Origin of the sequence: Gordonia sp. 852002-51296_SCH5728562-b, from assembly GCF_001665475.1 — a bacterium.
Lineage (GTDB): Bacteria > Actinomycetota > Actinomycetes > Mycobacteriales > Mycobacteriaceae > Gordonia > Gordonia sputi.
This window is the reverse complement of record NZ_LZMI01000054.1, coordinates 38,704-59,657: the sequence shown is the minus strand read 5'-3', so window position 1 is coordinate 59,657 and position 20,954 is coordinate 38,704. Positions and strand designations below refer to the sequence as shown.

Sequence of the window (20,954 nt, the reverse complement as noted above, 5' to 3'; positions counted from 1 at the left end):
TGGCATTGCCGGGCAGATAAGGTTGACGATGCGTGTGTGCTCGGCGCCTGTCTCGGGGGAGGTCGACGGTGCGCGCGTGCGACGCGATCAGCCCTCGCGTCGAGGTCTGCCGCCGTGTGAGCACACGCGGGCGCGAGCGGACACATGAACGTGTGATGCGGAAAAGGAGAAAGTGGTGACGTACATCATCGCGGAGCCCTGTGTGGACGTGATGGACAAGGCCTGCGTCGAGGAGTGCCCTGTCGATTGCATCTACGAGGGTGGCCGCAGTCTGTACATCCAGCCGGATGAGTGCGTGGACTGTGGTGCCTGCGAACCGGTGTGTCCCGTGGAAGCGATCTTCTACGAGGACGACGTTCCCGACGAGTGGGAGCCCTACGTCAGCGCGAACGCCGACTTCTTCGACGACCTCGGTTCGCCGGGTGGCGCGAGCAAGGTCGGCAAGACCGACTTCGACCCGCCCTTCGTCAAAGAACTCCCGCCGATGAACGAGGGCGAGGACTGACTTGCGAACGGCCCGTCGGGCACGTGTGAGTGAGGCGCTACCCGATTTTCCCTGGGATTCGCTCGCCGAGGCCAAGGCGAATGCTGCCGCCCACGAGGACGGCATCGTCGACCTCTCTGTCGGCACGCCCGTCGATCCCGTCGACACGCTGATCCGTGAGGCGTTGGCGTCCGCGTCGGATTTTCCCGGCTACCCGACAACGGTCGGTACGAAAGAGCTACGCGAGGCCGCAGCGGAGGCGCTCGCACGCCGGTACGGCGCATCGGATCTCGACGAATCGTCGATTCTCCCGGTCATCGGGACCAAAGAGGCCATCGCCGGGCTGACCTCCGCGCTCGGTATCGGCGTCGGCGACAACGTCGTGATCCCCGAGGTCGCCTACCCCACGTACGAAGTCAGCGCGCTGCTGGCGGGCGCGTCGGTGACACGAGCGGATTCGACGCTGCAGATCGGCCCGGTCATGGGCAGTTCGGCACCCGCGCTCATGTTCATCAACTCCCCGTCGAATCCGACGGGCCGCGTGCTGGGCGTCGACCATCTGCGCAAGGTGGTTGCATGGTGCCGCGAGCACGACACGATCCTCGCGTCCGACGAGTGCTACCTCGGACTGTCGTGGGACACCGAGGCGGTGTCGATTCTCGATCCGCGGGTCAGCGATGGCGACCACACCGGGCTACTCGCCATCCACTCCCTGTCGAAGATCTCCAACCTGGCGTCGTATCGCGCGGGCTTTTTCGCCGGTGACCGTGATCTGATCGCCGAACTCCTTGCCGTGCGCAAACATTCGGGCATGATCGTGCCGTTCCCGATCCAGGCCGCCATGACCGCTGCGCTCTCCGACGACACGCACGTCGAGGCGCAGCGCGCCCGCTACCAATTGCGCCGTTCGCGGTTGCTGCCCGCGGTGCGCGAGGCGGGTTTCCGCGTCGACGATTCGGAAGCCGGGCTGTACCTCTGGGCCACCCGGGGCGAGGGCTGCCGCGACACCGTTGCGTGGCTCGCCGAGCGCGGAATCCTGGCTGCCCCCGGAGACTTCTACGGACCGCTCGGGGTCAACCACGTGCGCTTCGCTCTGACCGCCACCGACGAGCGCATCGACGCCGCCGTGGCGCGGCTCACCGCCTGAGGGCCCCGTCCCGCCGACTGGGCGCTCTATCCCGCCGACTGTGCGTCGCCCACCCGGCGGCCCGCCACAAATGTGTGTTGAACGTAAAGATGTGGGTGCTGCAGCACCCACATCCTTCGATCTGACACACATTTACAACCCGACCCGACGCCGCGCCGCTGATTGAGCCGGCCCCGCCCGCTGATTGAGCCCGACGCCTCGCCGCTGATTGAGCCGGCCCCACCGCTGATTGAGCCCGACGCCTCGCCGCTGATTGAGCCGGCCGCGAGCGCAGCGAGCTGCCGAGTCGAAATCACACGCCCCCACGAAGGCGTCCGCGATGTCGACCCGGCAGCCCCCGAGTCAGTTGTTCTTGTGCAGCGCCTCGTTGAGCGCGATGCCGTCGCCCTTCCACGGCACAACCTCGACGGCGCCGGTGAGGCTGTTGCGGCGGAACAGCAGATTCGACTGTCCGGACAACTCGCGCGCCTTGATCGACGCGCCGTCGGGTCCGGTCACCTTGGTGCCGGCGGTCACGTACAGACCTGCTTCGATGACACAGTCGTCGCCGAGAGGAATGCCGCAGCCGGAGTTCGCGCCGAGCAGGCAGCGCTTGCCCAGCGAGATGATCTCTTTGCCGCCACCCGATAGCGTGCCCATCGTCGACGCTCCGCCACCGATGTCCGAACCATCGCCGACGACGACGCCCGCGGAGATCCGACCCTCGACCATCGACGACCCGAGCGTGCCCGCGTTGTAGTTCACGAATCCCTCGTGCATCACGGTGGTGCCGGGGGCGAGGTGTGCGCCGAGACGCACGCGATCGGCGTCGCCGATGCGGACTCCGCCGGGTGCGACGTAGTCGACCATCCGGGGGAACTTGTCGATGCTCAGTACGGTCACGTGTCCGCGAGCGCGAAGGCGTCGTCGAACCTTCTCGAATCCCTCCACCGGGCACGGGCCGAAGTTCGTCCAGACGACGTTCGACAGCAGACCGAAGATGCCCTCGAGATTCGCCTCGTGCGGCTCGATGAGTCGATGCGACAGCAGGTGCAGACGCAGGTACACGTCGTAGGCATCCGACGGGGCGACCGACAGATCAGCAATGGAGGTGCGCATCGCGACGATCTTGACGCCGCGTGCCTCATCGAGCCCGACCAGATCGTTCAGGTCTGTGGGAATGTCGTCGCCCTCGAGGATCTTGGTGTCGGCAAGATCGGGCGTTGCGAGTTCGGGGTCCGGGTACCAGACGTCGAGGACAACGCCGGGATCGGCGGACCCTCCGTTGGTCACGGTTGCGATGCCTGTTGCGTAAGCGCCATTCGTCGTCACGGGCAGGAGTTTACCGGCGACCTCCGCTCGGATTGGGGCAGGTCGCCGGGATCGACCCGAATCAGTGCTGGTGATACATGTGGTCGTACTCGGCGCGGTCGTGCTCGGTGTTCACCGGGAAGAACGCGCTGTGGTACATCTGTCGGCTCAGTGCGATCAGCACCGCCGCACCACCGGCGAACGCCGCCACCATGACCACCGCCCAGACGATGCCCGCGGTGGTTTCGCCCGTCGCCAACATGGTCAGCGAGATCGCCAGCGACAGGAAGCCCGCCAGCACGAGAACGAAGGCGACCACCCCCATCGGGTGATTGCCGTGTGACACGTGAGATCTGTGGAAAGCCGTCATGGCGCCATCTCCTCGATTCGACGACGCTCTCAGCCTAGTGTTACCAAGGTCACATTTTGATGGTCGATGAGGGCAAGATACGAACGTCGACCAGGAAGCACAGCGAGGTCGACGCCCCGCCCAACTCGGGACCTCGACCTCGCTGGCCAACATCGTGGCCGCGCGCTCAGGCGGCCTGGTGGCGGTAGACCTCCAGGTAGTGCTGCTCCTCTTTCGGTGATTCATCGGGCAGCAGCGCGCTGTGGTGCAGGCGTCGTGTCATCACCGAGACGATGCCGATCCCGATCGCCATTCCGATGACCGCCACGATCGCGGCGACAAGGGCGGCGGTTCCGTGTCCGAAGGCGAGCGCTGTCAGGGCAAGCGGTGCGGCGCCGAAACCGACCAGAAAGATCGCGAATCCGACGATGGCGGCGGGGTGCTGCGGGTTATCGGTGTGCGTGCGGCGGATGGACATCGGACATCATCTCCTCGACGAGTGGTCTACGTATCCAATGTTCGACCTCGGTTGGCTTGGGGGAGAGGGTCTTTCGTCCCAACACGACAGGGCTTTGGGTCCGGTGGGCTGACACCCGAACCTGCGGTGGGCGACACTGGACGAATGACGGCATCAGCCCCACCCGTGGCAGTCGTTCACGCGTGGCGAGGCGCCGTCGACGTCGGCGAAGCGACAATCCTTCCCGACGGCTGTATGGACGTCATCTGGACCGGTGAGAGTCTGTTGTTCGCGGGCCCGGACACTCGTCCGAATGTCTTTGTCTCGCACCAACCGCGTGACATGGTCGGGCTTCGTTTCTTTCCCGGACATGCGCAGGGGCTGCTCGGTGTACCCGCCCGGGATCTCCGTGATCTGCGGGTCGACGCCGACGCCCTGTGGGAGCGACCGCGTGTCGAACGCTGGTGTGAGCTGTTGGAAGCCTCCGACGACAAGGTCGCCACGCTGACCGAGTTGTGCACCGCTGATCGGCACGCGGCCCCGCCGCTCTGGTCATGGCACCTCGTCGACATGCTGCATCGTCGGGTGCCGGTCGCCGAATGTGCAGCGGAACTGTCCGTCACCGAACGGACTCTGCATCGAATGTCGTTGCAGTACTTCGGGTATGGAGCGAAGACGTTGGCCAGGATTCTCCGCATGCGGCACGCGATGAGTGTGCTCGGCGACGACGATCTGTCGGCGGTGGCATATCGCGCCGGGTACGCCGACTACGCCCACATGTTCCGCGACTTCGTTGCGCTTGCCGGCGCGTCTCCGACAGCGTTCGTGCCAACGGAGGCCGACGTTGCTCAGCTCAGCGCGCAGTAGAGGTCAACCGGGTTGTCGTCGGGGTCGAGGATGACCGCGTAGCGCTGTCCCCACACCGCGTCGAACGGGGTGAGCAGCGATCGATAGCCGAGGTCGACAAGGCGGGTGTGCTCGGCGTCGACCGCTGCGGGCGAAGAACATTCGAAGGCGAGGGCGGCGCGATGGCCTCCCTCCGGCACGTACCAGTCGGGCATGAATGACGGCACGACGGCGCGGGTGTCGAACATGATCTGCATGCCTGCGACGGTGGCTTGTGCGTGTGGGGCGTTCGCGGCGTCGGCGTCGAACTCGAGTCCGAGTTGCGAATAGAACTCGACCGTCGCCGCCATGTCGGCGACGACGAACGAGATGGCGTTGAGAACGGGTCGTGGAGTGATGTCTTCGCTCATGTGCGCGACACTATGCGACGGCCGCGGTCAGCACATGAACCTTTCGGACACGGTGGGTTTGTCAGGGTTGCAGCAACGCCTTGATCGCCCGTCGCTCGTCCATCGCGGCGTAGCCCTGCGCCACGTCGCTCAGTGGCATTGTGAGGTCAAAGACCTTGCCCGGGTTGATGTCTCGACTCATGATGCGCGTGATGAGATCCGGGAGGAACCGACGGACGGGCGCTGGGCCGCCGTGGAGGTGGACGAGTTTGTAGAAGAGCTGGTCGCCGGGAATCTCCACTCCGTGTGCCACCCCGACGAAGCCGACGTGTCCGCCCGGCCGCGTCGAATCGATGGCCTGCGTCATCGACTGCTGCGTGCCGACTGCCTCGATCACCGAGTGTGCGCCGAGCCCGTTCGTCAGTTCCTTCACCGCCGCGACGCCCTCGTCGCCGCGTTCGGCCACGATATCGGTTGCCCCGAACTCCAGGGCCAGCTTCTGGCGCTGCTCGTGCCTGCTCATCGCGATGATCCGCTCGGCGCCGAGTTGGGCAGAGGCGAGCACGGCCAACAGTCCGACGGCGCCGTCGCCGACCACGACGACGGTCTTGCCCGGCCCGACCTGGGCTGCGGTAGCACCGAACCAACCGGTCCCGAGGACGTCGGACGCACTGAGAAGGTCGGGCACGATCTCGTCGTCGGGAACCTCGGGTGTCGCGACCAGCGTGCCGTCGGCAAGCGGGACGCGGAGGTACTCGGCCTGCGCGCCGCGTACGGGCGCGCGGTGTACACAGCCGGTCTGGTATCCGGCCCGACAGATGTCGCAGGTGTTGTCGGATGCGAAGAACGAGCCGATCACGAACTGACCGGGCGCCACCCCGGTGACCGCGGACCCGACCTCTTCGACGACGCCGACGTATTCGTGTCCCATCGACACGGGGTGGGTGATCTCGTTGATGCCGCGATAGGTCCACAGATCCGACCCGCACACGCAGGTCGCCGACAGCCGGACGATCGCGTCGGTCGGTTCGATGATCGCGGGTCGATCGAGCTCTTCGAAGCGCACGTCGAATGGCGCGTGGATGACGGTTCCCAGCATGCGTTCCACCATGCCACCGGTGCTCGGCGACTGCTACCGGGCCGTCGACGCCGCCTCGTCGGCCAACACGATCTCGATCGCGGCCCCGAAGACGATCCGTGCGTGCAGTTCGAAGAGCGCGACGAAATCGACTGCATCGCCGTCGATCTCGCGTGCGACGAAGATACCGTCCGCGCCGGAGATGGCGTAGGTGGCGACCAGGTCGACCCCGCGGTCGCTCAACTCGGGCGCGGCGTCGCGAACAAGAGTGGCGAACTGGCCGTGGGTGATGGCGCGGGCATTGAGGTAGATCTCGCGGCCGCTCGGCTGCTTCTCCCGACGTTGGAGGGCGAGTTTGAGTCCGAGTCGGTGGAAGTCGGGACTTCGTGTCAGCGCACTCGCCACATGTCGTCCGATCTCCAGCGCCCGGACCCTCGCCTGATTGGTCGGTAGATCGATGGTCGTCACCCAGCGCTGGAAGCTGCGCTCGATGACCGCCGCGATCATCTCGTCTTTGTCGGCGAACTGCCAGTAGATCGATGTCGGCGGCAGCCCTGCGCGCTTGCTCACCTGGGCGATCGTGGTGCCGTCGTAGCCGAGCTCCGACGCGACTTCGGTTGCGGCATCGAGGATTCGCTCGCGCGATCCGGGCGAACGGCGACGCCCTGTCTGCGCGGTCGACGGTCGCTGGCGCGTCGACGGTGCAGACGGCTGTTCTGACGAGGAACTCACCAGGCCAGCCTACCCAGGACTCTGTGCATTCATGGACATCCACTATATGAAGAGCTACATTCTCTGTAGTGAAGCATACAGAGAATGCTTCTCGACCCCTCGAGGTAACCGATGACTCAGCCCAACATCGTCTTCGTCTTCACCGATCAAGAGCGGTACTTCGACTCGTGGCCACAGGGCATGGACCTGCCGGGACGAGAACGACTGCAGTCCGAGGGCGTCAGCTTCGAGAAGCACTACGCCCCGGCATCGATGTGCACGAGTTCGCGATCGGTGATGATCACCGGACTGCAGACTCCGGACACCAAGATGTTCGACAACTCCGACATGCGCTACGTGGCGCCGATGAGCTACGACATCCCGACCGTCGGCGACATGCTCCGGATGGGCGGCTACTACACCGCCTACAAGGGCAAGTGGCATCTCAACGCCGCGTTCGACGTCGAGAACCCCGAGCGCCTGTTCACCGCGGAAATGAACAACTACGGGTTCTCTGACTACATGTGGCCGGGTGACGTGGTGGGAAAGACGTTGGGTGGCTACAAGTTCGACGACGTCATCGGCGGAACCGCGCTCGCGTGGCTGCGCAACAGGGGCCGTCCCCTCACCGACGAGCAGCGACCGTGGGCATTGTTCGTGTCGCTGGTGAACCCGCACGACATCATGTACTTCAACACCGATCTTCCCGGCGAGCCGGTGCAGGACACCGGGCGTCTTCTCATGGAGGCGGCGCCCGCGCCCACCAACGTCCTCTACGAGAAGTCGTGGAACACAACACTTCCGTCGAGCCTCGGGCAGCGATTCGACGAGTCGGGCCGACCGGCAGCACACGGTGAGTTCGACCGCGCATGGGCGTATACGCTCGGTCATATCCCGCTGGAAGAGGAACGCTGGCAACGGCATTCGGACTTCTACCTCAACAGCATCCGATCTGTCGACCGCCAACTCGAACTCTTGCTCACCGAGCTCGACAACCTCGGTCTCGGCGACAACACGATCGTGGTCTTCACCTCCGATCACGGCGAAATGGGTGGTGCGCACGGACTCCGCGGCAAAGGGCCGTTCGCCTACGAGGAGTGCATTCATCTGCCGATGCACGTCCGCCACCCGGACGTCGCCGGTGGCCAGAGCATGAATGCGCTCACCGGTCATATCGATCTGGTGCCCAGCCTGTTGTCGATGGCAGGAATCTCATCGACCAACGCATCTGAGTTCGCCGGGCGTGACCTCCCCGGATGCGACTTCTCCGAGGCGCTATCGGACCCGGCGTCGGCCGAACTGCACAGCAGGCGCGATGCAATCCTTTACACCTACAGTGGGATCGCGACCAACGACGCCGAGACGATTCGTGCCGTCGTCGAACTCAAGGCGGCAGGCAAGGATCCGCAGGCGGAGTTGTTCGCATCGGGCTGGCAACCCGACTTCACCAAGCGCGGCAGTCTGCGCACGGTCTTCGACGGCCGGTACAAGTTCACCCGCTACTTCGCGCCGATTCAACGGCACGTTCCCGCCGACATCGACGAACTCTACGAGCACAACGACGTCGAACTCTACGATCTGCGCACCGATCCCGGCGAGATGAACAATCTCGGCGCCGTCAAGGGCCGCAACGACGACCTGGTCATGGCGATGAGCAACGCGCTCGAAGCCGCCATCGCACGCGAGATCGGCGTCGACGACGGTCGCGAGATGCCCGCGTTCGAGTCCGTGGAGTGGCATCTGGACACGATCGACCTCTGAGGCCGTCGCCTGTGCCATCCCGACGGTGCACAAGGGGCGATGGGTCGGCACACGCGCGATAAGTTGGAGAGGTGAGCACCACCGAGAACTCCGTTGCCGAACTCGACCTGCATGCCGACCCCGTCGAGTTGACCGCTGCACTCGTCGACATCGAGAGCGAGTCGCACAACGAATCGGCGATCGCCGACGCCGTCGAGAAGGCGCTCCGCGAACAGACGGTCGGGTTCGAGGTGCTCCGGCACGGCAATCGCGTTCTCGCGCGCACGAATCGCGGTAAGCCGAGCCGAGTCATCCTCGCTGGCCACCTCGACACCGTGCCTGTCGCGGGCAACCTGCCGAGCCGACGCACCGTCGACGATGCCGAGGGCGACGTGCTGCACGGCTGCGGAACCGTCGACATGAAATCGGGCGACGCGGTCTTCCTCCATCTCGCCGCAACTCTCGACGATCCGTCGCACGATCTCACGCTCATCTTCTACGACTGCGAAGAGATCGCGGCCGAGTACAACGGGCTCGGATTCCTCGAACGCGAACTGCCCGAATGGCTTTCAGGCGACGTTGCGATTCTCGGTGAACCGACTGCCGGGCAGATCGAAGCCGGATGCCAGGGGACCCTGCGTGTTCGGCTCACCGCGTCGGGCACCCGTGCGCATTCGGCGCGATCGTGGATGGGCGACAACGCAATTCACAAACTCGCCGGAGTCCTCACCACGCTTGCGAACTATCAGCCGCGCTACGTCAACATCGACGGCTGTGAGTATCGCGAGGGGCTGTCGGCGGTCGGCATCGGCGGGGGAGTGGCGGGCAATGTGATACCCGACAGCGCCTGGGTGACCATCAACTTCCGGTTCGCCCCCGACCGCAGCGTCGACGACGCACTCGACCACGTTCGCGACGTGTTCGCCCACGATCTCGACACCGACATGATCACGCTCGAACTGACCGACGCCGCACCGGGCGCGCTGCCAGGACTCAGCCACCCCGCCGCAGCCGCGCTGGTCGACGCCGCTCACGGTCGGTTCCGTGCGAAGTACGGCTGGACCGACGTGTCGCGGTTCTCGGCTCTCGGAATCCCGGCCGTCAACCTCGGCCCGGGTGATCCGAACCTCGCGCACCGCGTCGACGAGCGCGTACCTGTCGCTCAGATCGCCGAGGTCACCGAACTCCTCAGGGCGTATCTGTCCTGACCGTGTCTGTGCTGAAGACCCCGGCGTCGAGCGCGGCGAGTGTCGCGTCGACCGCCACCCGTGCGTCGTGCTCGGTCGGCGTGCGGACGCCCGTGAGCATCAGGTAGTACAGCGGCGCCGACACGGATCGGATCACCGCAGACGTGTCGGTGTCGTCGGGGATGTCGCCTCGAACGATCGCGTCGTCGACGCAGCTCGCCCATTCACTCACCCGCGTGCGGTAGAACTCGGCGAGCGCGTCGCGCGTGCGGTCGTCACCGGTGGCCGCCGCGATGAGCGCGCCGAACAGCGGGCCCTGCCTCCGATCGCGCAGCGTGTCGACGACGAGCCGTGCGTTTGCCAGTAGGTCGTCGGCGAGATTGCCTGTGCGCGTGGCAGATACGGACTGTGTTGCCATCTCTCGCAGTAGATCGGCCACCAACGCCTCGGGTGTACCCCAACGTCGGTAGACCGTCGTCTTGCCGACACCCGCCGCAGCGGCAATCGCGCTGAGATCGATACTCGCGAAGCCCGCGTCGATGAGCGCGTCCTCGGTCGCGGTGAGGACCGCGGCCCGGACCGCCGCTGTGCGACCGCCCGGACGCGGTGGTGCTGTGCGACCTTCCGGACGCGGTGTCGTGGTGTCGACCATGAACTGAGCGTACCCACCGTCGACCCTTAACGGAACAGGGGTTCCGTTAAGGGGCAACATGCGCTACGTTCTTAACGGGAAACTGGTTCCGTTAAGGAGGAAATATGGAATATCGCACCGTGGGGAATTCCGAGCTCGTCGTCTCTGAGGTCGGGTTCGGGGCTGCGACGTTCGGCGGGGTCGGCGACTTCTTCGGCGCGTGGGGAAGTGTCGACGTCGACGAGGCGCGGGCGATGGTCGACGCGTGCCTCGACGCGGGCGTGACACTGTTCGACACCGCAGACGTCTACTCGGACGGGGCGTCGGAAGAGATCCTCGGCGCGGCGTTGAAGGGGCGACGCGACGATGTGATCGTGTCGACGAAGGCCGCACTGCCGACCGGAACGCGGCCGACCGACGCCGGAACGTCGCGATCACGCCTGATAGGTGCGGTCGATGCCGCGCTCCGACGACTCGACACCGATCGCATCGACCTCTTCCAACTCCATGCGTTCGACGCCCGCACGCCGATCGAGGAGACGGTCGACGCCCTCGACGACCTCGTGCGCGCGGGCAAGATCCGCTATGTCGGAGTGTCGAATTTCAGTGGGTGGCAACTGATGTCGTCGCTCGCGGTAGCCGAGCGTCGGGCGCGCGCCCGCTATGTCGCGCACCAGGTCTACTACTCACTCATCGGTCGCGACTACGAGTGGGAGCTGATGCCGCTCGGAGTGGCCGAGGGTGTCGGCGCGATCGTGTGGAGTCCACTCGGCTGGGGTCGGTTGACGGGCAAGCTGCGTCGTGGGGTCACGCCCTCCGGACCGTCTAGGTTGTCGGCGACCGCGGACGCGGGACCTCCCGTCGACGACGACCTGCTCTACGACGTCGTGGAGGTGCTCGCCGACATCGCCGCACAGACCGGTCGGAGCATTCCGCAGGTGGCACTCAACTGGTTGCTGCGTCGGCCGACCGTGTCGAGCGTGATCATCGGGGCGCGCACGCAGACGCAGTTGGCCGACAACCTCGGCAGCGTCGGCTGGACACTCGACGACGCCCAGGTCGCCCGCCTCGACGCGGTCTCCGAGCGCGAGGCGCCCTATCCCTACTTCCCGTACCGGCGGCAAGACGGCTTCGCGCAACTGTCGCCGCCGCTGGTCTGACGGCGGTCGCGGATTCGTCGGCGCCGCATTCGACGCGACCATCGATGATCCGCACCTCATCTGCCGCTCGGCACCTTCGGCAGTGCAGAAGGTAGATCGTCACAGATGAGGTGCGGTCTGTAGGGCTGCCGGCTCTCGGACCCCGACGACGTCGATCCGCACCCGAAGGCTTGCTAGCGTGACCTGCATGTCATCCGTACCTGAAGACGCCTCGTCCGACGCTGTGCCGAGCACGCCGCAACGCGCCACCGACTCCGACGCGAGCGGCGACCTGGCAGGCGCCGAGGTGGTGATCGACGAGGGTGCCTGCTACGTCGGGCCGATGCGGATCCGGCGAGATCTGCAGCGACCCGAGACCACCGATCGGCGGCTGCTGCAGTGGGTGGACCCACGTGACCAGACGCTGCGCGCCGAACGCACCATGCGCGACTCGTGGCGGGTGCTGCGCATCCAATCCGAGTTCGTTGCGGGCTTCGACGCGATGAACGACGTCGCCGAGGCGGTGACGGTGTTCGGGTCGGCGCGCACCCGGGAGGGAACCCCCGAGTACGACCTCGGCGTCCGGTTGGGCAAGGCACTCGGGGAGGCGGGTTACGCGGTCATCACCGGGGGTGGACCAGGTGTCATGGAGGCGGCCAATCGCGGTGCCGCGCATACGGATTCGCGCTCCATCGGCCTGAACATCGAGCTGCCGTTCGAGCAGCACCTCAACCCGTGGGTCGATCTCGGGATGAACTTCCGCTACTTCTTCGTCCGCAAGACGATGTTCGTCAAGTACGCGCAGGCATTCGTCTGTCTGCCCGGCGGGTTCGGGACGCTCGACGAACTCTTCGAGGCACTCACCCTGGTGCAGACCAAGAAGGTGGTGCGCTTCCCGATCGTGTTGCTCGGACGTGAGCACTGGGCGGGTCTCGTCGACTGGATGCGCGACCGTCTCCTCGCGGGAGGGATGATCTCCTCCGACGACCTCGACCTCTTCCACGTCGTCGACACCCCCGAGGAAGCGGTGCAGATCATCGTCGACGCGACTCCCACCCGATGACCGCGATCTGCGTGTACTGCGCGTCGGGTCCGGTCGACGCGCGCTACCTCGACCTCGCGGCAGAGCTCGGAACCGCGATCGGCGCCGCGGGACACACGCTGGTCTCGGGTGGTGGCAATGTGTCGATGATGGGGGCGGTCGCATCGGCAACACGCGCGGCGGGCGGCACGACCGTCGGGATCATCCCGCGGGCGCTGATGGAGCGCGAGGTCGCCGACCTCGACGCCGACGAACTCGTCGTGACCGAGACCATGCGCCAGCGCAAGCAACTGATGGACGACCGCGCCGACGCATTCATCACCTTGCCCGGAGGGATAGGCACCCTCGAGGAGTTCTTCGAGACCTGGACCGGCGGCTACCTCGGGATGCACGACAAACCGGTCATCATCTGCGATCCATTCGGTTTCTACTCGCCGCTGCTCGACTGGCTGCAAGACTTGCACGGTCAGGGGTTCGTGTCGGAGCGGTCACTTGCGCGGCTAAAAGTGGCGGCCACGGTGCCGGCCGCCCTCGCGTTTGCTACTGAACGGTAAGGTGTCGAAGAACACGTTTTGACGCGTGTTGGCACACGTAGCGGAGGGTGGAAATAGATGTCAGGTGACGCCACCAAGGTTGTCGGAATATCGGACGTGTTGAAGGGTGTCGCCAAGATGGCTCCCGACGCCGTCGGCATGATCAAGAACGCGCCGGGTCTGATCAGGCGCCCGCCCGATGCCAAGCGCACGATCGGCTCGATCTTCGCCAAGCGTGCGGCCGATCATCCGGAGCGTCCGTTCATCCGCTTCGAGGGCAAGACCATCACTTACGGCGAGGCCAACCGGCATGTGAACAGGTTCGCCGGGGTGCTCCAAGAGGACGGGGTGACCAAGGGCGACGTCGTCGCGATCCTGTCGAAGAACTGCCCGACGGACCTGTTGCTCATGCTCGCGACGGTCAAACTCGGTGCGATCGCCGGAGTGCTGAATTACAACCAGCGCGGCGACGTTCTCGAACACAGTGTGAAGCTGCTCGGCGCACGTGTCCTGGTCTTCGATCCCGACTGCAGCGAGGCCCTCGAGTCCATCGACGCCGACGCGCTGCCGACGCATGTCTACGACTTCGAGCAGTTCGAGAAGGAAGCCGACGGGAAACCGGAAACCAACCCCTCGGTCACCGCGGACCTGCCTGCCTCCACCGAGGCGTTCTACATCTTCACCTCGGGCACGACGGGCATGCCCAAGGCGAGCGTGATGAGCCACAACCGTTGGCTGGCAAGCCTTTCCGGAATCGGTGGGCTCGCCGTCCGCCTCAAGCACAGCGACACCATGTACGTTCCGCTGCCGCTCTATCACAACAACGCGCTGAGCGTTTCGCTCTCGTCTGTCCTCGCGGCGGGCGCCTGCATCGCGATCGGCAAGCACTTCTCGGCGTCGAAATTCTGGGACGACGTCATCCGCAATCGCGCCACGGCGTTCTGCTACATCGGGGAGCTCTGCCGGTACCTGCTCGCCCAGCCCGAGAAGCCGACCGACCGCGCACACGACGTCCGGCTCATCGTCGGCAACGGCATGCGCCCCGATATCTGGGACGAGTTCCAGCGACGCTTCGGTATCGAGCGCATCGTCGAGTTCTACGGCGCGAGCGAACTCAACCTGGTCTTCGTCAATGCCTTCAGCGTCGAGCGCACCGCCGGGTTCTGCCCACTGCCGTACGCGATCGTCGAGTACGACGACGAGGGCAAGCCTCAGCGCAACGCCGACGGCCGACTGACCAAGGTCAAGCGCGGCGGCATCGGATTGCTGATCTCCGGCATCAATGACCGCGTCCCGATCGACGGCTACACTGATCCCTCGGAGACCGAGAAGAAGATCGTCCGCGATGCGTTCAAGGATGGCGACGAGTGGTTCAACTCGGGCGACCTCGTCCGCGATCAGGGCTTCTTCCACATCGCTTTCGTCGATCGCCTCGGTGACACGTTCCGCTGGAAGGGCGAGAACGTTGCGACAACGCAGGTCGAGGCGGGTCTCGACGGGTTCGGTCAGGTCGGCCAGTCCGTCGTGTTCGGGGTCGAGGTCTCCGGAGCCGACGGCAAGGCGGGCATGGGTGCGATCACCCTCCGCGACGGAGGTGAGCTCAACGGCAAGGAGCTCGCGGCACACCTCTACGACGCACTGCCGTCGTATGCGATCCCGCTGTTCGTGCGCGTCGTCGACCATCTCGAGGCGACGTCGACATTCAAGAACCGCAAGGTCGAACTCCGTGACGAGGGCTACACCGACACCGGCGACGATCCGCTCTACGTGCTCAAGGGCCGCTCGGAGGGCTACGTCGAGTACTACGACGGCTACGCCGACGACGTGGCGAATGCCAAGGTGCCCAAGAACTGAACACGCAGTGAACCGCCGGCGCAGGCGGTCGCCGACGGTCTGTGATCCGCGGCGATCGCTACGCTGGCTCCCATGAACGCGACCCTGTGCGGCAGGCCCGTGCCTGCCGATCGGGCCCTGGTGATGGCCATCGTCAACCGCACGCCCGATTCGTTCTACGACCGCGGATCGTCGTTCTCCGACGACGCGGCGAAGGCACGCATTCGGCAGGTCGTGGCGGAGGGTGCCGACATCGTCGACATCGGTGGCGTGAAAGCGGGTCCCGGCGAGGAGGTCGACGCCGCGACCGAGACCGAGCGGGTCGTGCCGATGGTCGAGTGGATCCGTGAGCGCTACCCGGATCTGCTGATCAGTGTGGATACCTGGCGCGCGGAAGTGGCCGATCGGGCGTGCGCTGTGGGGGCCGACCTCATCAACGACACCTGGGCGGGTGCCGATCCCGATCTCGTGAAGGTCGCCGCGGCACGGCGTGCCGGGATCGTGTGTTCACACACCGGCGGCATGGAGGTCCGCACGCGGCCACATCGCGTCGCCTACGGCGAGAAACCGACCGATGTGGTGGCAGAGGTGATCGCCCAGGTGACCCGGGCGGCCGAAGCGGCCGAAGCGCAGGGCGTGGCCCGCGACTCAATCGTTATCGACCCGACACACGACTTCGGCAAAAACACTCACCACGGGCTGCTCCTGTTACGCCACGTAAAAGATCTTGTTAATACAGGCTGGCCAGTGCTGATGGCACTGAGCAACAAGGATTTCGTGGGGGAGACTCTGGGTGTGGACCTCGACGAACGAGTGGAGGGGACACTGGCCGCGACAGCATTGAGCGCCGCATCCGGAGCTCGGATCTTTCGCGTCCATGAGGTCGCCGCCACGCGTCGCGTGGTCGACATGGTCGCTGCAATAGCGGGAACACGGCCACCCGCCCGAACAGTCAGGGGACTCGCATGACCGAACAGGTACGTCGAACCCAAGCTCGCCACAGGGCGACCGCTTCAAACAACCGCGACCGCACAGCCATGTGGCCGACCCCCGCCGACGCCATCGGCGAGGAACAGTCGTGGTCGAGTACGCACACGTGGGAACAGCCGGACTGGACCATCGAAGAACTCGTGGCTGCCAAACAGGGACGCACGGTGTCTGTCGTCCTGCCCGCGCTCAACGAGGAGGAGACCGTCGCCGATGTGATCGCGACGATCAGGCCTCTCGTCGGCACGCTCGTCGACGAACTCGTCGTCCTCGACTCCGGGTCCACCGACGCCACCGCGGAGCGAGCAATCGCCGCCGGTGCCCGGGTCATCACCCGCGAGGAGGCCGTACCGGAACTCGAGCCGGTGAAGGGCAAGGGAGAGGTGCTGTGGCGGTCCATCGCCGCGGTCACCGGCGACCTCATCGCCTTCGTCGACTCCGACCTCATCGACCCCGACCCGATGTTCGTGCCCAAGATGCTCGGACCGCTCCTGGTCAACCCGCAGATCCACCTCGTCAAGGGCTACTACCGGCGTCCACTGCGGACAGGAGCAACCCAGGACGCCAACGGTGGCGGGCGAGTCACCGAACTGGTGGCCCGGCCGCTGCTCGCATCGCAGAAACCCGAGCTGACCGCAGTGCTCCAGCCGCTGGGCGGCGAGTACGCGGGCACGCGGGAGTTGCTCTCGGCCGTTCCATTCGCGCCGGGGTACGGAGTCGAGATCGGACTGCTGATCGACACCTACGACCGCTATGGACTGCCCGGCATCGGCCAGGTGAATCTGGGTGTCCGCACACATCGCAACCGCCCGCTGATCGAGTTGGGCGTCATGAGCAGGCAGATCGTCGGCACGTTGATGCGACGATGCGGCATCGAGGACTCAGGGGCCGGGCTCACCCAGTTCACCGCGGAGCCGGACGGCACCTTCACCCCGCACACCACCGACCTCTATCTCGAGGATCGTCCGCCGATGAACACCGTTCGCGGCGCCGACGCGACGGCCGAGGAGATGGCCAGCTGATCTGAGCGTCGGCACGGCGGTCATAGACTTCTCTCCATGCAGACGCTGTTGCTCTACCTGCTGATCATGGTGGTGGTCGTGGCCGCCGTGTTCGCTGTCGTGTGGTTCGTGTTCGGTCGGGGAGAAGAATTGCCCCCGATCGACGACGACACAACCCTGACCCGCCTGCCCGCCGCGGGTATCGCAGGCGACGATGTGCGGTCCCTTGTCTTCGCTCAGACGGTGCGCGGCTACAAGCCGCGCGAGGTGGACTGGGCTCTCGAGCGGCTTGCCGCGGAGATCGACGAGCTGCGTGCAGTGGTGCTCACCCTGCAGGCGCGCGACGCCGCCGAACCGGTGTCGGCCGAGAGCGGGTCGGTCTACGACTCCACGCACGCCGCGCGTGCGGGGGATTCGACGTCGCAGGACGACCTCGACTAACCGTTTGCGCGTCCGTCGGTCGGGCCGATTCAGTGAACACGTATCATTGACACGGCAGCCGTGCGCTGTCGTCGGATCCACCACGGCGAGGAGAACTCTGAAGGGAGTTTGCGAAATGGCGGCGATGAAGCCACGTACTGGGGATGGACCCCTGGAAGCAGCCAAGGAGGGGCGTGGGATCGTTGTCCGCATTCCTATCGAGGGTGGCGGCCGTCTCGTCGTCGAACTGACCGCAGACGAAGCCGCGGCGCTGGGTGAAGAGCTGCGCGGGGTCACCGGCTGACTCAGGAGCCACGGGCGCAGCCAGGACGTGCGGGATCCGTCGCCGACATCGCCGACCTGCTCCGCTGCCCGGTCTGCGGAGAGCGTCTCACCGTCGATGAACCCGGCAGGCGCCTGTTCTGCCCGCTCCGACACTCGTTCGACATCGCCAAGCAGGGCTACGTATCGTTGCTCGGCGGCCGATCCGGTTCGCTCAAGTCCGACACCGCCGACATGGTGTCGGCACGCCTGCGAGTCCACGACGCAGGTGTTCTCGATCCTGTCGTGAACGCGGTCGCCCAGGCCGCAGCAGCATTAGTTCCCGGCATGCAGGTGCACACGGATGCACCGGTGATCATCGATCTGGGTGCCGGACCGGGACACTACCTCTCGGCCGCGCTGGGCGGCGTCGAGCACTCTCGCCGTGTTGGTGTCGATCTCTCGAAATACTGTGCCCGCGCGTTGACGCGTAGGATTCCCGGCGGTGCCGTCGTCGCCGACGTCTGGCGCGATCTCCCGTTCGTCGACGACTGCGCCGACGTCGTGCTGTCGGTGTTCGCGCCGCGCAACGTCGACGAGACCGCGCGCATTCTGCGCCGCGGTGGGCGGTGGATCATCGTCACGCCGGCGCCCGATCACCTCGGCGAGCTGATCGAGCCGATGTCGATGCTGTCGGTCGCTGCCGACAAGTCCGACGCCATCTCCGCCGCAGTCGGTGAGCGTTTCAATATCGTCGAGCACACGGTGATTCGCGACCGCCGTGACGTGCCGGCGTCGACGATCGCCGACCTCGTGGCCATGGGTCCGACGGCCTTCCATCGCGATCGTGACGAGATCGAGCGTGCCGCACACGCATTCGCGCCGGGATCGTCGACCACCCCGGTCACCGTCGCCGTGACGGTCACGGTGTGTCAGGCCAGCGTCGACCGGTAGACGTCGAGTGTCTGTTCGGCGATGGAGTCCCACGAGAACTCGGATTCGGCGCGCTCGCGTCCTGCGCTACCCATCGCGGTGGCTGCCGCCGGATCGCCCACGACGTCGTTGACGGCCTCGGCGATTCCGCGTTCGAAGCCGACGGCATCGGTGGGGTCGTAGGGAACGAGTTGTCCGGTGACGTTGTCGCGCACCACTTCCGGGATTCCGCCGACGGCCGACGCGACAACAGCCGTCTGGCACGCCATCGCCTCGAGGTTGACGATTCCGAGCGGCTCGTACACCGATGGGCACACGAAAACATCTGCCGCGGTGAGGATCTCGCGGATACGAGGTAGCGGCAGCATCTCTCGCACCCAATGGACTCCGTCTCGCGCGGCGGCGAGCTCGGCCACGGCGGCCTCGGTCTGCGCTGCGATCTCTGGTGTGTCGGGCGCGCCTGCACACAAGACGAGCTGGATCGCCGGATCGAAATGATGTGCGGCGGCGATGAGATGTCCGACGCCCTTCTGGCGCGTGATGCGCCCGACGAACGCGACGACGGGACGCGACGGGTCGATTCCCAGGCGCACCAGTGTCGACTCCTGGTTGTACGGCTCTTCGACCGGATACCACAGCGTCGTGTCGATTCCGTTGCGCACCACGTGAACTCGCTCAGGATCCAACCGCGGGTAGGCGTTCACCACGTCGGCGCGCATGCCCGAACTCACCGCGATGACGGCATCGGCGTACTCGACGGCGTTGCGTTCCGACCAACTCGACACCTGATAGCCACCGCCGAGTTGCTCGGCCTTCCAGGGCCGCAACGGTTCGAGGGAGTGGGCGGTCAGGATGTGTGGAATGTCGTACAGGCGAGCGGCGAGATGCCCGGCGGTACCGGTGTACCAGGTGTGCGAGTGCGCGATGTCGGCGCCTGCCGCTCCCTGCGTCATCCGAAGATCCGTCGAGAGCATCGACAGCGCCGGATTGGCGTCGGCCAGTGCGGGGTCGGGGGAGTAGACGAAGGCGTCGTCTCGGGGGACGCCCATGCAGTGCACGTCGACGGTGACGAGACTTCGGAGATGCCGGACCAGTTCGGTGACATGAACTCCCGCACCGCCGTAGACCTCGGGTGGATACTCCCGCGTCATCATCGCCACCCTCATGGGTCCTGACGCTAGCGCCATGCGTCGGAGTTCGCCATTCACATGTGGAATCGCTCGAGAACGGACCCGCGATTCGTATGGCCCCACTGGTGGTTGGCGGTTAAGTTGGGAGTGTGAGATCGCAGCCGCACGTTCTCGGAATCGTCCTCGCCGGTGGCGAGGGAAAACGCCTGTACCCGTTGACCAAGGACCGCGCCAAACCCGCCGTACCGTTCGGCGGTGCGTACCGGCTGATCGACTTCGTGCTCTCGAATCTGGTCAACGCGGGGTATGAGCGAATCTGTGTGCTGACACAGTACAAGTCGCACTCACTCGACCGTCACATCTCGCAAACCTGGTGGACATCAGGATTTCATGGCGAGTACATCACGCCCGTCCCGGCGCAGCAGCGTCTCGGTCCCAGGTGGTACACGGGCAGTGCCGACGCGATCTACCAGTCGCTGAACCTGATCTTCGACGAACAGCCGGAGTACATCGTCGTGTTCGGTGCCGATCACGTGTACCGGATGGATCCGTCGCAGATGGTCGAGGCTCACATCGCGTCCGGTGCCGAAGTGACCGTCGCAGGCATTCGGGTGCCGCGCGTCGAGGCGTCGGCCTTCGGTGTCATCGACTCCGACGACTCGGGCAAGATCACGCGCTTCCTGGAGAAGCCGAGCGATCCGCCCGGGACGCCTGACGATCCGGACGTCACCTTTGCGTCGATGGGCAACTACGTGTTCACGACGGATGCGCTCGTCGAGGCGATCATCAAGGACGCGGCCGATGCCGACTCCGATCACGACATGGGTGGCGACATCATCCCGAGCTTCGTCGACCGCAAGGCGGCCTATGTCTACGACTTCAAGGACAACGAGGTTCCCGGGGCCACCGAACGCGACAAGGGCTACTGGCGTGACGTCGGAACGCTCGACGCGTTCTACGACGCCCACATGGATCTTGTGTCGGTGCACCCGGTCTTCAATCTGTACAACCAGAACTGGCCGATACGTGCCGAGTCGCTGAACGTTCCGCCCGCCAAGTTCGTACAGGGTGGCTCCGCGCAGGATTCCGTCGTCGGCGGCGGCAGCATCATCTCGGGTGGGACGGTCTCGCAGTCGGTCATCTCTGCGAACGTGCACGTCGAAGACGGCGCGATCGTCGAGGGCAGTGTGTTGATGCCCGGCGTGCGGATCGGCAAGGGCGCCGTTGTGCGGCATGCGATTCTCGACAAGAACGTCGTCGTCTCCGACGGCGGGCAGGTCGGCGTCGACCTCGCGGCCGACCGCGACCGCTTCGCCGTCAGCAACGGCGAGGTGGTCACCGTCGGCAAGGGCATCCGCATCTGAGC

At 65.6% G+C, this 20,954-nt stretch carries 23 protein-coding genes; 15 read left to right on the top strand and 8 right to left on the bottom strand.

Annotated features, from left to right (window positions below; genetic code table 11):
• The first annotated feature begins 172 nt into the window (after positions 1-172).
• Together fdxA and dapC are read left to right on the top strand one after the other, a co-directional pair.
• A complete protein-coding gene (fdxA, locus tag A5766_RS09270) occupies positions 173-505 on the top strand; it encodes a ferredoxin (protein ID WP_005207375.1) in 333 nt (110 codons plus the stop codon).
• A gap of 1 nt (position 506) precedes the next feature.
• Entirely contained in the window at positions 507-1,631 is a 1,125-nt protein-coding gene (dapC, locus tag A5766_RS09265; protein WP_064904343.1) for a succinyldiaminopimelate transaminase, read from the top strand.
• 342 nt (positions 1,632-1,973) lie between these two features.
• Here the strand turns inward: dapC and dapD are convergent, their stop codons facing one another.
• The 3 genes from dapD to A5766_RS09250 all read right to left on the bottom strand — a co-directional run bounded on the left by dapD (position 1,974) and on the right by A5766_RS09250 (position 3,748).
• Positions 1,974-2,942: a 2,3,4,5-tetrahydropyridine-2,6-dicarboxylate N-succinyltransferase gene (gene dapD / locus A5766_RS09260; protein WP_082965484.1), complete on the bottom strand. Its 969-nt coding sequence runs from the start codon at positions 2,940-2,942 to the stop codon at positions 1,974-1,976.
• Positions 2,943-3,003: 61 nt separating this feature from the next.
• Positions 3,004-3,291, bottom strand: coding sequence for a hypothetical protein (locus A5766_RS09255; RefSeq protein WP_005207372.1), 288 nt, complete (start codon positions 3,289-3,291; stop codon positions 3,004-3,006).
• A 166-nt stretch (positions 3,292-3,457) separates the two neighbouring features.
• A complete protein-coding gene (locus tag A5766_RS09250; RefSeq protein ID WP_064904341.1) occupies positions 3,458-3,748 on the bottom strand; it encodes a hypothetical protein in 291 nt (96 codons plus the stop codon).
• Positions 3,749-3,892: 144 nt separating this feature from the next.
• Between A5766_RS09250 and A5766_RS09245 the strand changes: the two genes are divergently transcribed.
• A complete protein-coding gene (locus A5766_RS09245; protein WP_231894591.1) occupies positions 3,893-4,594 on the top strand; it encodes an AraC family transcriptional regulator in 702 nt (233 codons plus the stop codon).
• On the opposite strand, the gene A5766_RS09240 is transcribed toward A5766_RS09245, so the two are convergent.
• From A5766_RS09240 to A5766_RS09230, 3 genes are all read right to left on the bottom strand, one after another.
• Positions 4,576-4,983 (bottom strand): VOC family protein, encoded by a 408-nt coding sequence (locus tag A5766_RS09240; protein ID WP_064904339.1) that lies wholly within the window; start codon positions 4,981-4,983, stop codon positions 4,576-4,578. The genes A5766_RS09245 and A5766_RS09240 overlap by 19 nt on opposite strands.
• Before the next feature lie 61 nt (positions 4,984-5,044).
• On the bottom strand, positions 5,045-6,061 hold the full coding sequence (locus tag A5766_RS09235; RefSeq protein WP_064904396.1) for a zinc-dependent alcohol dehydrogenase family protein: 1,017 nt from the start codon (positions 6,059-6,061) through the stop codon (positions 5,045-5,047).
• A gap of 33 nt (positions 6,062-6,094) precedes the next feature.
• Complete coding sequence (locus tag A5766_RS09230; protein WP_005207367.1) at positions 6,095-6,772, bottom strand: TetR/AcrR family transcriptional regulator; 678 nt, start codon at positions 6,770-6,772, stop codon at positions 6,095-6,097.
• A gap of 111 nt (positions 6,773-6,883) precedes the next feature.
• Between A5766_RS09230 and A5766_RS09225 the strand changes: the two genes are divergently transcribed.
• Both A5766_RS09225 and dapE read left to right on the top strand, forming a co-directional pair.
• Positions 6,884-8,512 carry a sulfatase-like hydrolase/transferase gene (locus tag A5766_RS09225; protein ID WP_005207366.1) on the top strand — a complete coding sequence of 543 codons (1,629 nt, stop codon included), beginning with the start codon at positions 6,884-6,886 and terminating at the stop codon, positions 8,510-8,512.
• 71 nt (positions 8,513-8,583) lie between these two features.
• A complete protein-coding gene (gene dapE / locus A5766_RS09220; RefSeq protein ID WP_064867184.1) occupies positions 8,584-9,699 on the top strand; it encodes a succinyl-diaminopimelate desuccinylase in 1,116 nt (371 codons plus the stop codon).
• Here the strand turns inward: dapE and A5766_RS09215 are convergent.
• Positions 9,680-10,330, bottom strand: a complete 651-nt coding sequence (locus A5766_RS09215) for a TetR/AcrR family transcriptional regulator (RefSeq protein WP_039856239.1) — start codon at positions 10,328-10,330, stop codon at positions 9,680-9,682. The genes dapE and A5766_RS09215 overlap by 20 nt on opposite strands.
• Positions 10,331-10,434: 104 nt before the next feature.
• Between A5766_RS09215 and A5766_RS09210 the strand changes: the two genes are divergently transcribed.
• The 9 genes from A5766_RS09210 to A5766_RS09170 all read left to right on the top strand — a co-directional run bounded on the left by A5766_RS09210 (position 10,435) and on the right by A5766_RS09170 (position 18,479).
• Positions 10,435-11,469 (top strand): aldo/keto reductase, encoded by a 1,035-nt coding sequence (locus A5766_RS09210; protein WP_064867182.1) that lies wholly within the window; start codon positions 10,435-10,437, stop codon positions 11,467-11,469.
• A 187-nt stretch (positions 11,470-11,656) separates the two neighbouring features.
• Complete coding sequence (locus tag A5766_RS09205; protein WP_387315592.1) at positions 11,657-12,511, top strand: TIGR00730 family Rossman fold protein; 855 nt, start codon at positions 11,657-11,659, stop codon at positions 12,509-12,511.
• Entirely contained in the window at positions 12,508-13,044 is a 537-nt protein-coding gene (locus A5766_RS09200) for a TIGR00730 family Rossman fold protein (protein WP_064867180.1), read from the top strand. Before A5766_RS09205 ends, A5766_RS09200 begins: the two co-directional genes overlap by 4 nt.
• A 57-nt stretch (positions 13,045-13,101) precedes the next feature.
• Positions 13,102-14,877, top strand: coding sequence for a long-chain-acyl-CoA synthetase (locus tag A5766_RS09195; protein WP_064904337.1), 1,776 nt, complete (start codon positions 13,102-13,104; stop codon positions 14,875-14,877).
• 72 nt (positions 14,878-14,949) lie between these two features.
• The gene (folP, locus tag A5766_RS09190) at positions 14,950-15,825 is read left to right on the top strand and encodes a dihydropteroate synthase (RefSeq protein ID WP_005207359.1); all 876 of its coding nucleotides are present in this window, start codon (positions 14,950-14,952) and stop codon (positions 15,823-15,825) included.
• On the top strand, positions 15,822-16,865 hold the full coding sequence (locus A5766_RS09185) for a glucosyl-3-phosphoglycerate synthase (protein ID WP_064867178.1): 1,044 nt from the start codon (positions 15,822-15,824) through the stop codon (positions 16,863-16,865). The genes folP and A5766_RS09185 overlap by 4 nt, the downstream gene beginning before the upstream one ends.
• 36 nt (positions 16,866-16,901) lie before the next feature.
• Positions 16,902-17,285, top strand: a complete 384-nt coding sequence (locus tag A5766_RS09180) for a DivIVA domain-containing protein (protein WP_064862906.1) — start codon at positions 16,902-16,904, stop codon at positions 17,283-17,285.
• 115 nt (positions 17,286-17,400) lie between these two features.
• A complete protein-coding gene (locus A5766_RS09175; RefSeq protein WP_004019232.1) occupies positions 17,401-17,568 on the top strand; it encodes a DUF3117 domain-containing protein in 168 nt (55 codons plus the stop codon).
• Positions 17,565-18,479, top strand: a complete 915-nt coding sequence (locus A5766_RS09170) for a putative RNA methyltransferase (RefSeq protein WP_331710682.1) — start codon at positions 17,565-17,567, stop codon at positions 18,477-18,479. Before A5766_RS09175 ends, A5766_RS09170 begins: the two co-directional genes overlap by 4 nt.
• Here the strand turns inward: A5766_RS09170 and glgA are convergent.
• Entirely contained in the window at positions 18,458-19,624 is a 1,167-nt protein-coding gene (gene glgA, locus A5766_RS09165) for a glycogen synthase (protein ID WP_197501393.1), read from the bottom strand. The genes A5766_RS09170 and glgA overlap by 22 nt on opposite strands.
• 113 nt (positions 19,625-19,737) lie before the next feature.
• On the opposite strand from glgA, the gene glgC reads away from it, so the two are divergent.
• Complete coding sequence (glgC, locus tag A5766_RS09160) at positions 19,738-20,952, top strand: glucose-1-phosphate adenylyltransferase (protein WP_039855631.1); 1,215 nt, start codon at positions 19,738-19,740, stop codon at positions 20,950-20,952.
• Positions 20,953-20,954 lie beyond the last annotated feature (2 nt).

What these genes read in the sequence shown, in the direction of transcription:
- A5766_RS09255 (WP_005207372.1), bottom strand. Translation starts at nt 3,291, where the DNA reads ATGACGGCTTTCCACAGATCTCACGTGTCACACGGCAATCACCCGATG.
- A5766_RS09250 (WP_064904341.1), bottom strand. Translation starts at nt 3,748, where the DNA reads ATGTCCATCCGCCGCACGCACACCGATAACCCGCAGCACCCCGCCGCC.
- A5766_RS09245 (WP_231894591.1), top strand. Translation starts at nt 3,893, where the DNA reads ATGACGGCATCAGCCCCACCCGTGGCAGTCGTTCACGCGTGGCGAGGC.
- A5766_RS09240 (WP_064904339.1), bottom strand. Translation starts at nt 4,983, where the DNA reads ATGAGCGAAGACATCACTCCACGACCCGTTCTCAACGCCATCTCGTTC.
- A5766_RS09235 (WP_064904396.1), bottom strand. Translation starts at nt 6,061, where the DNA reads ATGCTGGGAACCGTCATCCACGCGCCATTCGACGTGCGCTTCGAAGAG.
- A5766_RS09225 (WP_005207366.1), top strand. Translation starts at nt 6,884, where the DNA reads ATGACTCAGCCCAACATCGTCTTCGTCTTCACCGATCAAGAGCGGTAC.
- A5766_RS09215 (WP_039856239.1), bottom strand. Translation starts at nt 10,330, where the DNA reads ATGGTCGACACCACGACACCGCGTCCGGAAGGTCGCACAGCACCACCG.
- A5766_RS09210 (WP_064867182.1), top strand. Translation starts at nt 10,435, where the DNA reads ATGGAATATCGCACCGTGGGGAATTCCGAGCTCGTCGTCTCTGAGGTC.
- A5766_RS09205 (WP_387315592.1), top strand. Translation starts at nt 11,657, where the DNA reads ATGTCATCCGTACCTGAAGACGCCTCGTCCGACGCTGTGCCGAGCACG.
- A5766_RS09200 (WP_064867180.1), top strand. Translation starts at nt 12,508, where the DNA reads ATGACCGCGATCTGCGTGTACTGCGCGTCGGGTCCGGTCGACGCGCGC.
- A5766_RS09195 (WP_064904337.1), top strand. Translation starts at nt 13,102, where the DNA reads ATGTCAGGTGACGCCACCAAGGTTGTCGGAATATCGGACGTGTTGAAG.
- folP (WP_005207359.1), top strand. Translation starts at nt 14,950, where the DNA reads ATGAACGCGACCCTGTGCGGCAGGCCCGTGCCTGCCGATCGGGCCCTG.
- A5766_RS09185 (WP_064867178.1), top strand. Translation starts at nt 15,822, where the DNA reads ATGACCGAACAGGTACGTCGAACCCAAGCTCGCCACAGGGCGACCGCT.
- A5766_RS09180 (WP_064862906.1), top strand. Translation starts at nt 16,902, where the DNA reads ATGCAGACGCTGTTGCTCTACCTGCTGATCATGGTGGTGGTCGTGGCC.
- A5766_RS09175 (WP_004019232.1), top strand. Translation starts at nt 17,401, where the DNA reads ATGGCGGCGATGAAGCCACGTACTGGGGATGGACCCCTGGAAGCAGCC.
- glgA (WP_197501393.1), bottom strand. Translation starts at nt 19,624, where the DNA reads ATGAGGGTGGCGATGATGACGCGGGAGTATCCACCCGAGGTCTACGGC.